Below are 9,614 nucleotides of genomic sequence, written 5' to 3'. Positions count from 1 at the left end.
AGAGAATGATGTTCTTCAAGAAGCAAGGCAGACGTAGAATTGAGAAAGAATACTGGGCCTTTGACATCACTTCCATCTCCAGTTATTCGGAGATACTGAGACAGGTAAAGAAGGGAAAAAACAAAGAGTACGAGAGACTACCTCAAATCAACCTCGCCCTTCTCTTCGGTGAACAGTCTGGACTTCCCTTTTACTACCGGAAACTCCCTGGCAATATCACCGACGTGAAAACAGTGAAACAACTCATGGCTGAATTCAATGTCATGGGATACAAAAAGGTAAGTGTCTTTGCCGCGAGATAACGAAAGTTATATAATAAATACCCACATGGTTGCCTCACTATTGATGAAAGGCAGCCGGTCTTTCAAGGAGGAGTGAGAAAATGCTTGAGAAAAGGAAGAGTATTGCGACTGTTCTCTTGATCTTACTTGCGTTTTCAAGTTTGTTATTCGCAACAACCGGTACGACTATTCACAACCTAGTTATTATGGGTACAACAGACATGCATCAGTACATAATGCCCTATGACTATATGGGGGACAAGCCGAATGAAAGCATAGGTCTCGCAAAGGTATTCACGCTGATTGAAGAGGTAAGAAGTGAAAACCCGAACACTCTGCTATTCGATACGGGTGATTTCATTCAGGGAAGTCTCGTGGGAGACTATGAAGCCGATGTTAATCCGCTTAAAGGCTTTGACTTCCAGACAATCGTGCGGGCCTACAACTATATCGGTTATGATGCTGTTTCCGTAGGCAATCACGACGTCACCGACTTTGGTCTCGAGTTCTTTGAACGCGCAAGAAGTAACTCTATATTCCCCTGGGTTTCCGCAAATATCAGAATGGCAAACGACCCAAAGTCTTTCTTGGTTAATCCCTTCGTAATTCTCGACAGGGAAGTCGATGGAATACCTATCAAGGTTGCAGTGATTGGTTTTACACCACCTCAGATAATGAGCTGGGGAAGACGTCATCTTGAAGGTTACGTCTTCACTCAGGGTATTGTCGAACAAGCAGAAAAGTACATTCCTGTCCTCAGAGACCAGGCTGATCTCGTAATTGCGGTTGCACATACCGGAATATCTACAGATGAAATAACAAGCTATGACGCTCAGGAAAACGCTGCATATTACCTCGCTCAGGTCGAAGGAATCGATGCGATGATTCTCGGTCATCAGCATTCTCATTTTCCGGGTGATTTTCCAGACTTCGAGAGCATAGATAACGACAAGGGCCTAATCTTCAGTGTTCCTACTGTACTTCCGGGCTCTTGGGGATCACACTTAGGTGTAATAAGTCTCGACCTCGCCTATGACTGGAATACGGGAGACTGGGAAGTGCTTGATGGTTCTGCAAATCTGGTTCCCGTAACAGACGAAGTCATTACTCATCCGCTTCTGGCCGAACTCGTTGGGCCGAAGCACGAAGCAACGATAGAGTATGTGAGAACCCCCATCGGCTGGACCGATACTGAGATAACGTCTTACTTCTCAAGAATAATGGACAATCCTGTCACTCAGATCATAAACGAAGCTCAAATATGGTGGGCGGAGCGTGAATTTGCCGGTTCCGAATATGAATGGCTCCCGATTCTCAGTGCTGCTGCTCCATTCATTGCCGGCAGACAGGGGCCATCATATTTTACGCACGTACAAGGCGACATTTCTATCGGATCGATCACTGATATCTACATATATCCTAATACCGTCTATGTAGCGAAACTCAATGGTGAACAGATAAAAGACTGGCTCGAGGCAGCAGCAAGCAACTTCAATCAGATTGACCCGTCGTCTGCAGAGCCGCAGCATATAGTCAATTACGACTTCAGGGAATACAACTTCGATGTAATCGAAGGAATTGAGTATGTTTACGACATAACCAGGCCTTCCGGCCAACGCCTGGTTTCTGCTACCTTTGAAGGCAATCCGCTAGATGAATCAATGGAGTTCTTGGTAGTGACAAACAACTACAGAGGAAGCGGTGGAGGAAACTTCCCACACGTAGCCGATAACGTTATACTTGCCACAACGGAGATAAACCGTGAGGCAATAATAAAGTACATACAATATATAGGCGAAGTAGATCCTGCCCCCACGAACAACTGGAAAATCCTGCCGGTTGACACGGTCGGGCCGCTTCTGTACCGTTCTTCTCCCGAAGGCGCGGGATACATCGAGAGGAATGCAATCCGCGGAATAGAGTTCCTTGAAGTCGATGAGGCTGGATGGGGAATCTACGAAGTGAATTTGGTAGAACTCTCTGAATACCTGGAAGAGTCGACATTGCAGGAAGTCAACTAGCTTGCTTGTATAACAAAGGCCCCTTTCGGGGCCTTTTATTTCGCGTTCGTGTAGTTCGAAGTCAAATTTCGTCAAACAGCATTCATTTACTATTATAGAGCGATAGTTTCCAATTCTGAAAGAAAGTAGTTTCTGTCCTGGTCGTCCTCAATTAGATCGGCTGCTTCTCTTGCTAGTTTCATATACTCATCCATACGGTCACGTTTTCCTGCAACCATGTAGGCTCTTGCAACGGCTTCATAGCCAAAGGCAAGATCGAAACCACTTATCGCATTGTCGGTGCAATATTTCAGCGAAAGTTCTCCGTGATACAATGCCGATTCCGCCATGTTGAGCAAAGAGTAAACTCTGGACACCTGCCACTCACCCCTTGCAAATTCGATCGGGGTACCTACTACTCCCCAGTGGAAGCGAGATGCGTGAGCGGTATGTATCATAAGAAGGTCATCTTCTGCTGTTCTGTCTTTCTTATCTATGAGGTCCCATGTAAGGTTGAAGTTCTCTATCGCCTGCTTTTTGTGCCATTCCTGCTCCGTAAGCTTTTCAGAATCCATAACAACCATCCTTTCCAGGATAATTTTGTCTTCCTCCCGCGTTCCAATTCTATCACTGGTAAAAAGGAGAGCAATGAGCTGGAACGACTCACGAAGAATGCAAAGTACCTCAAGAGGCTAAATTTTCGGAGATAATCTTTCATCGGATTGAAAGCCCTTACTGTGCAACCTACAAACAGCGAAGGTAACCCAAACTACTTGTATATTTCAACACCGCAGAGCCATCAATCATGGACTGAAACTCAATCTTTGATCCTTAAAGAAGAGAGACTCATACTCAACTTCTATCCAAAGGTATCAAAGAGATTTCTAGACTTAATAGGTGAGACTATGTTTCGAGCCATCAAGATCCGCCCATTGCGAACAGCAGATCAAGAGCATCGAGAATTCTTTCAGCTTTGTCGACCACTATCAGCTGTACCCCGGTTCCCTCTGAGAGCGCTAAGAAATACTCACTCGGTCCTTCCCGCGACACCAGAATTATGTAGTTGGCTTTCGGCATAAGCAAGTCGAAGGACTGCCTCGGATCGTTATCTGGCGAAGTGAAGCCACCTTCAATGTGAATGGCTACAACAGGAACTCCCCGCTTCTTGGCTATTGATATTAGGTTCTCAATTCTAGAGATCTCCTGACCGACATCAATTTCCTCAACGCCGCAGACGGTATACAGATCTCCCTCGACCAAGGCTCCAGGTGCAATAAAAAGTGTTCCGGGCGCATTTTCCGAATCGAGTCTCTCGGTGAAATCCTCGGGTTTCAACTGAAGATTGTTCTCGTAATCAATGCCGTGCATCTCACAGACTAGAGCGAGAATGTCGGATCCTGCTCCATTTCCTATCGCAGTTGCCAGAATCGGAGGTCTCGCAGGAGGTTCCAGATTGCCTGCGTAAAGCGGAGAGATAAGAAAAGCGAGAAATATTGCCGATAATAGTACTGATATCTTTGGTTTCATAGATTCTCCTCCACAGTCTTTGATGGCTGTATCAAGTCAGGACACAGAAACTGTTCCTTCTTTAACCACAACAAAGAACTTAATGTGACTAATTTTATCAAATTTAACCCCTTTTTGCTTACGCAAGCTCTTTCCATTCTTAGCAATAATTCTCTTCTAAATCTAGATGACTGAAGTGTTCCGCCTTTCGCTTCACCTCTCTTGAAGTTCAGAAGCCCATCCTTGAGAAGACCTCGTTTCAATTTTCAATTTACGTAGAAGATTGTATAAGGTGTACAAGTCTTATCGGCTTTGCTGATTCATTAGGGTGTTGTTTGAAGAAGGTAATTGTGGCACTGACTATGGTAGTTCTGTTTTCGCTTTCAACGGCCGCTGTAGAGAAAAGCCTCTCTTATCTGAATTCACAGAATGGAATCAAATCTTTGATAGCGTTTTCGATTACATACGACGAGGCGAAGGAGATAGTAACCGGGCACTACCCTAATCCGAATACAGATGCAGAAGTTCGTCAATTCATCGAAGAGAGAAAGATTCAAAGAAGAATTATTGACGGTCGGGAAATGTTCTTCTCGGAATTTGAGCAGAATCTACTCTACAGAGATCTCGATCTTTAAAGCGCAATCCCGACTGGGCCATCCACTTCAGCGAAGCGGTAAGATTCATTCTCGCAGAATATGGTAGAGAAAAGCAACCGGGATTTGCAGAGTTCAAGCAACCCTGGAGCGCGTATTTCGATCCACGAGAGTTCCTGGCCGATTACTAGGTCGAAGTTGCAAGGGCAGATCTTCCGAATGAAGACAATCCTAAGATCTGGCTTCCTCTTCCGTTGAACACGTTGGGACAACACATGATCGAGATAATCAATGTAATTCCTACGGAAAAAGTTGTTGGCTATCCAAGAAACGATGGAGAGATAGCCTATATTCTATTTTCTTTCGATCTTGACTTGCTTCATCAAGATCTCGTCATAAAGGTTTTGTTCTCTTTCAGGCTGGATTTCAACGTCGATCCCGAGCAGATCGGAAAATACGTCAGTGAGAGCATTCTGTACATAGAGAATACCCTTTCAACCGAGTCTATATACTACAATAAAGAGATGAGTGACCTTGAGCTCAGCGCGCCAATAGCTGAGGGCTTCAAGACCAGTACTCTGCCGCATAGAAGATTTAGAATGGCAGTTTGAAGTAATTCTGGTATGATTAGCCAAGTCAGGTGTTTCCGGTATTTTTTTTGAGACTTCTTAGAAGAGGTGAAATGCATGAATAAGAGCCAATTTCTTGCGGGTGCTGTTGTTGTTCTGTTTGCAGGTTTCATCTCTTCAAAAAAATGACGGGACCATCTCCCTGTGGGTTAGGATTTCAGGCGGTACTATACCACAACGACAACGAAGAGCACGAGACGCAGGGCAAACTTACCATCATGGTGCCTCGAGATCCAAGTACGGCGTATGAAAAAAGATAAACCGGCAATACTGTTCTTAGAACTTCTTTCTAATAGAGTCTTGATGCATTCTATCTGAAATTTCAACTGAAGGCGCTCAATGATTCGAACAGAAAGTGCCCAAACTGTTGCTCGCTAGACATAGGGAAGGGTTACTGGTCAGGCTATGCAGCACTTATGCCTTTGGGAAAGCCTCTTTCGATGGGGTCTGAGGTGATCGTGCGCGTTTGCAGAGAATGTGGACATATCTTCGATCTCCAGGCAGAAAAACCCGAGAAGTTCTAATTTTTCCTTTGGGAACTCAATGTAAACTTCAGATTAAATACCCATTCACAATCCTTAATAAGCTTCCCGGAGATAATCCGATATCTTCGACCAAATCTTTTTTACTCTTTCGAACTGCTCGTAGTGTTCCTTGACCGACTTATGATACTTGTTCAGCTCTTTGGAAATGTTGTAGAACGAATCGGTACCAAAGTACGATGAAATAGAAGGTAATGTTTCCCTAAGGTTGATCTTCATCTCTTCAATCTTCTTCGAATAGTTGTTGCGATCGGTTATGTAAAGAAGCAAAGGCTTGTATCTGATCCATCCAATGCAGGATCTGTAGAAACGTTTAACTATGTCTCTCGAATCGGCTCTTATAGGTCTGAGACTGGTTGGGAGAACACCCATCAAAATGTGGTTGTACGTTGAGAATGCGTTATGAAATGCGTAACTTGGCACTTTGAGCACCCTCCTGTCGCTCAGACAGGTACTCAAGAAAGTATCTTCACCTCTTGCTCCAGGTGGATTATAGAAGGGGAAAAGTCTGCCTGGATCTTTTAGATTTAGACAGAGATTCGATCCAGAGATGAATTTGGTATGATTTACCTCTTCAACTTCAAAGACTTCATTACTGTTCAGCATCTCCGGATCGGCGTACAATACTCCTCCGGCAACTATAAGTCTTTTGAGAGTCTCCCACTTGACTATGTCGTTGCTAATCGCCTCAATGAAGAGTCTGAAAGTATCCTCGGGTAGTGCTGGAGAAAACTCTATGAAGGGGATCGGAGAAATGTATCCACAGTGATAACCGTAGGTGATGTCGGCCTGATCAATGTAGTTCAAGTGAGTTTTCAGAAGATGCTGGCCCATCCACGAAACAGAGCCCATGTCGTTCGTAACGGCAACTGGATACTCGTCATCGTCAAGATAGAGCAGGCAATCGATGTGATTCTTCAGAGCACTGTAAAGAACAATGTTTCTCTGGGAAGCATATCCTTTTCCAAAAACCAAAGAAGCTTCTTCCGAATCGACAATCCCGCGCTTAATGAGCTCCCTCTTTTCTTCTTCAACTTCCTTCTGACCTATGAAATGTTTGGAGAACAGTAATTCGTCCACACTGGAACTGATCTTGGTGTAATTTGCCTTCTTTGTATTCTTGTAATTCAGATCATAGGCAACAAATAGGTTCAGCGTTAGTTCTTCGCTGTCAACCAGTTCAGACTCTTTCCAGTTGTAGACGTAGCTACGCAAAACTCTCTGAAAGTGCCTTCGCCCCGTCGCAAAACCTATTCCAACCTTTGTTCTGCCGTCATTCAAATAGGTCTCTCCCTCTAGAAAGTAGATAACTTTCTGGTATCGATAACCATACAGGTTCGATTGATTTTAGCACGAGCAGCGTTTTCGAATAGAAGCCAAAGCCGTAAAGAATTCGCAATAGCCACTTGAAACCAAAACAGCAATTAAACCTGAAGAGCTTTCGAACAGTTTCTTCAGATCGCACACGTACCAACCTACAGTATTGCAGTAAAAGAACCGATAGCCCCCGCAATTAGGGAAAATTATCTCCTGTGACAACCAGGCGAGCAGTATTTGCAGCCGCATACGTTCGGATAGATATCACTTGCCTTCCTAATCGCATCCTGACAGTTATCATAATAGCCAAGATAAGTCTTTGACTCTACTCTTGCCAGCTCAACACAATCACCAGTGTGAACCTCGTAGTCACCCGTCGACAAAACGGAGTCACCAACATAATAGTGCTTGTAAGACATTTCAGATTCCTCCTTGCCCTGACGGATAAGCCAAACCAGTTAAGCATCAGGACGTCAATTCTAACGCAGGCAGACCGCACCGAATCTCGTTCAAAATGAAGAGACTTGTCAATCTGCTTTACATATAAATTTTAACACTAATTAATATTTTATTATCATTCTTTACTGTGATGTTTTTACTTCAAAAGTTGTACTTCACATAACATTAGTTTTCGCGAGTCTCGAATCCTACTATTCTTAATGCTGATCAAGGCTTCTTCGAGTTAGATGCAACTCTGAACACGTAGAAACCTACACATACATATAGTTTCGATACATTGTGTTGTAGAATGATTATGAGACTCATTCTCAACAAGCAAATGTTTGTTCGACTTTCTTTTCTGATCCGTGATCTATTTATTGTTGCTGCAGCTGTATGAAAGGAAAAAGGCTGCAGAATTCGAGGGATCCGCTATGGAGCAATGTATTCTTGATATCAAAGAACTTAGTAGCAATGACACGGGCAATGTCAATCTCAAGGAGATCAATCTGGAAGTCACCTCTTCTGAAGTTCATGCCCTCGTCGGAGAGTATGGCGCAGGAAAGGAACTTGTTGTTAATGTTCTCACCGGGGCTGAGAAGAAGATTTCCGGAAGAGTCTTCTTTGATGGAATAGATGTCACGAACAAAATCAAGATAGGAGGTTCGACGGACATCATGTTCCTCCTCGAAGAACCTATGGTTGCAGAGGGTTTAACCGTGGCAGAGAACATGTACATGTTGAGAAGCCATTCCAATGTTATCAAGCTGATTAACCATTCGAAGATAAACCGCACTGTGAAAGAACTCATCGCAAGATTCGACCTTGGCATTTCAGAGAAGGCTCACGTGTATAGGCTTTCGACCGAAGAGAAGAAGCTTATAGAGCTCCTGAGGCTGTGTATTTATGAGCCTCGGCTGGTGGTTCTGTACGAACCTACTGCCAATTTAAGTTCCAAGTCACAGGATCTTCTTCTTAGAATACTCACCGAACTGAAGGAAAAGGGAACGGGAATACTCTATGTCACAAACAAGTGGGACGAGGCAATGAAATACTCCGACAGAATAAGTGTTCTATCCGAAGGGGTGCTTTGTGGAACTCTAAGCTCCGAAGAAGCGAAAGACAAGCCGGAGAAACTTCTAAGACTCATACTCGGATGGAAAAAATCAGATTCGATAAAACGAGAGACCGAGGAAATAGAAACCGAGGACATTATCGACGCCGTTTTGAGGGCGGCCGAGTATCTTACTTCTAATTACGAGATAAATGATGTCTTGAAAATGCTTGAAAACTACACATGCAAAATTATGGAGTCCGACTCCTGTTATGTGTACCTGGTCGATGAAAAGACCAGAACGATTATGGACACAATAAAACACAAAGAGACTGAGTTAGTTGAAGCCGCCCTTAATGACGAAGTTGTAATGAGAATAATGGACAACAAGAAGCTCTTTGTTTCAAATTTCGATGATGTGCTTTTCGAAAAGCTCTTTAAGAGCATTCGAAATACCGAGACAATTGTTTGTGACCCAGTCTCAGTAAGATCTCACCACACCGCCTTGTTTCAGGTAGGCTATCGTAAATACTATGAGCCAACTGAAAAGCAGAAAAAGATATTTCATACGCTTTCGAGGCAGGTCGCCCTTGCAATAGACAATACCAGGCTCATGGGGAGTTCGGTGTTGCTTCAGGAAAGCCACCACAGGATAAAGAATAATCTTCAGACCATTGTAAGTCTTATAAATATCCAGAAGAGGAGTTTGAATAAGAAGACGGGCAGCGAAGTCGAAGATCTTCTGGACAATGTTGTTTCCAGGGTTAAAAGTATAGCTGCCGTTCATGATCTTCTTTCTCACGATGAACTAGGTAGAAGCATAATAAACCTTAAGAGTCTTGTAGACACTATAGTACGTTTCAACATAGTAGATGGTACTCTTCAGGTAAGGAAAGATCTCGATGACATCTTTATTCCATACGACAAAGCAAGCGGAATCTCGCTTACAATAAGCGAGTTGATAAACAACTGCGTGAAACACGCTTTCAAAGATTTAGAGAACGGTTTAATATCGATTTCCTGCAAGAGCTTTGATGATAATGTGGAAATAATCGTGGAGGACAACGGCGCGGGATTTCCCAACAGATCCTTTTCAGCAAAAGACGAGAAACTGGGGCTTTCGCTTGCGAGATCCATCGTCGAGAATCAGTTCGACGGTACTCTTGAAATCGCCTCGGAAAAAGGAGCAAAAGTAAAGATCCTGATTCCAAAAGAGAGCCTTTTGCTAACGAGAGGCTCATAAAAGAATTATTA

The 9,614-nt window shown here is 43.7% G+C and carries 8 protein-coding genes and 1 pseudogene; 5 read left to right on the top strand and 4 right to left on the bottom strand.

Annotated features, from left to right (window positions below; all coding sequences use genetic code 11):
* Together B3K42_RS00320 and B3K42_RS00315 are read left to right on the top strand one after the other, a co-directional pair.
* Nucleotides 1-299: pseudogene (locus B3K42_RS00320) on the top strand (transposase); the annotation flags it as partial.
* An 83-nt stretch (nt 300-382) separates the two neighbouring features.
* Nucleotides 383-2,302, top strand: a complete 1,920-nt coding sequence (locus B3K42_RS00315) for a bifunctional 2',3'-cyclic-nucleotide 2'-phosphodiesterase/3'-nucleotidase (RefSeq protein WP_110991065.1) — start codon at nt 383-385, stop codon at nt 2,300-2,302.
* A 92-nt stretch (nt 2,303-2,394) separates the two neighbouring features.
* Here B3K42_RS00315 and B3K42_RS00310 read toward each other — a convergent pair whose 3' ends face one another.
* Nucleotides 2,395-2,856 (bottom strand): hypothetical protein, encoded by a 462-nt coding sequence (locus tag B3K42_RS00310; protein ID WP_110991079.1) that lies wholly within the window; start codon nt 2,854-2,856, stop codon nt 2,395-2,397.
* Between the two features lie 343 nt (nt 2,857-3,199).
* Entirely contained in the window at nt 3,200-3,808 is a 609-nt protein-coding gene (locus B3K42_RS00305; RefSeq protein WP_258367443.1) for a DUF6305 family protein, read from the bottom strand.
* 314 nt (nt 3,809-4,122) lie between these two features.
* On the opposite strand from B3K42_RS00305, the gene B3K42_RS00300 reads away from it, so the two are divergent.
* Together B3K42_RS00300 and B3K42_RS00295 are read left to right on the top strand one after the other, a co-directional pair.
* A complete protein-coding gene (locus tag B3K42_RS00300) occupies nt 4,123-4,422 on the top strand; it encodes a hypothetical protein (RefSeq protein ID WP_146227076.1) in 300 nt (99 codons plus the stop codon).
* A 233-nt stretch (nt 4,423-4,655) separates the two neighbouring features.
* Nucleotides 4,656-4,991 (top strand): hypothetical protein, encoded by a 336-nt coding sequence (locus tag B3K42_RS00295; RefSeq protein WP_110991067.1) that lies wholly within the window; start codon nt 4,656-4,658, stop codon nt 4,989-4,991.
* A gap of 596 nt (nt 4,992-5,587) precedes the next feature.
* Here the strand turns inward: B3K42_RS00295 and B3K42_RS00290 are convergent.
* Both B3K42_RS00290 and B3K42_RS00285 read right to left on the bottom strand, forming a co-directional pair.
* Nucleotides 5,588-6,832 (bottom strand): hypothetical protein, encoded by a 1,245-nt coding sequence (locus B3K42_RS00290; protein WP_110991069.1) that lies wholly within the window; start codon nt 6,830-6,832, stop codon nt 5,588-5,590.
* Between the two features lie 242 nt (nt 6,833-7,074).
* On the bottom strand, nt 7,075-7,287 hold the full coding sequence (locus B3K42_RS00285) for a hypothetical protein (protein WP_099772346.1): 213 nt from the start codon (nt 7,285-7,287) through the stop codon (nt 7,075-7,077).
* A gap of 453 nt (nt 7,288-7,740) precedes the next feature.
* On the opposite strand from B3K42_RS00285, the gene B3K42_RS00280 reads away from it, so the two are divergent.
* Nucleotides 7,741-9,603, top strand: coding sequence for an ATP-binding cassette domain-containing protein (locus B3K42_RS00280; RefSeq protein WP_110991070.1), 1,863 nt, complete (start codon nt 7,741-7,743; stop codon nt 9,601-9,603).
* Nucleotides 9,604-9,614 lie beyond the last annotated feature (11 nt).

This window comes from Mesotoga sp. UBA6090 (assembly GCF_002435945.1).
Classification (GTDB): domain Bacteria; phylum Thermotogota; class Thermotogae; order Petrotogales; family Kosmotogaceae; genus Mesotoga.
This window is presented reverse-complemented; position numbering and strand designations above follow the sequence as displayed.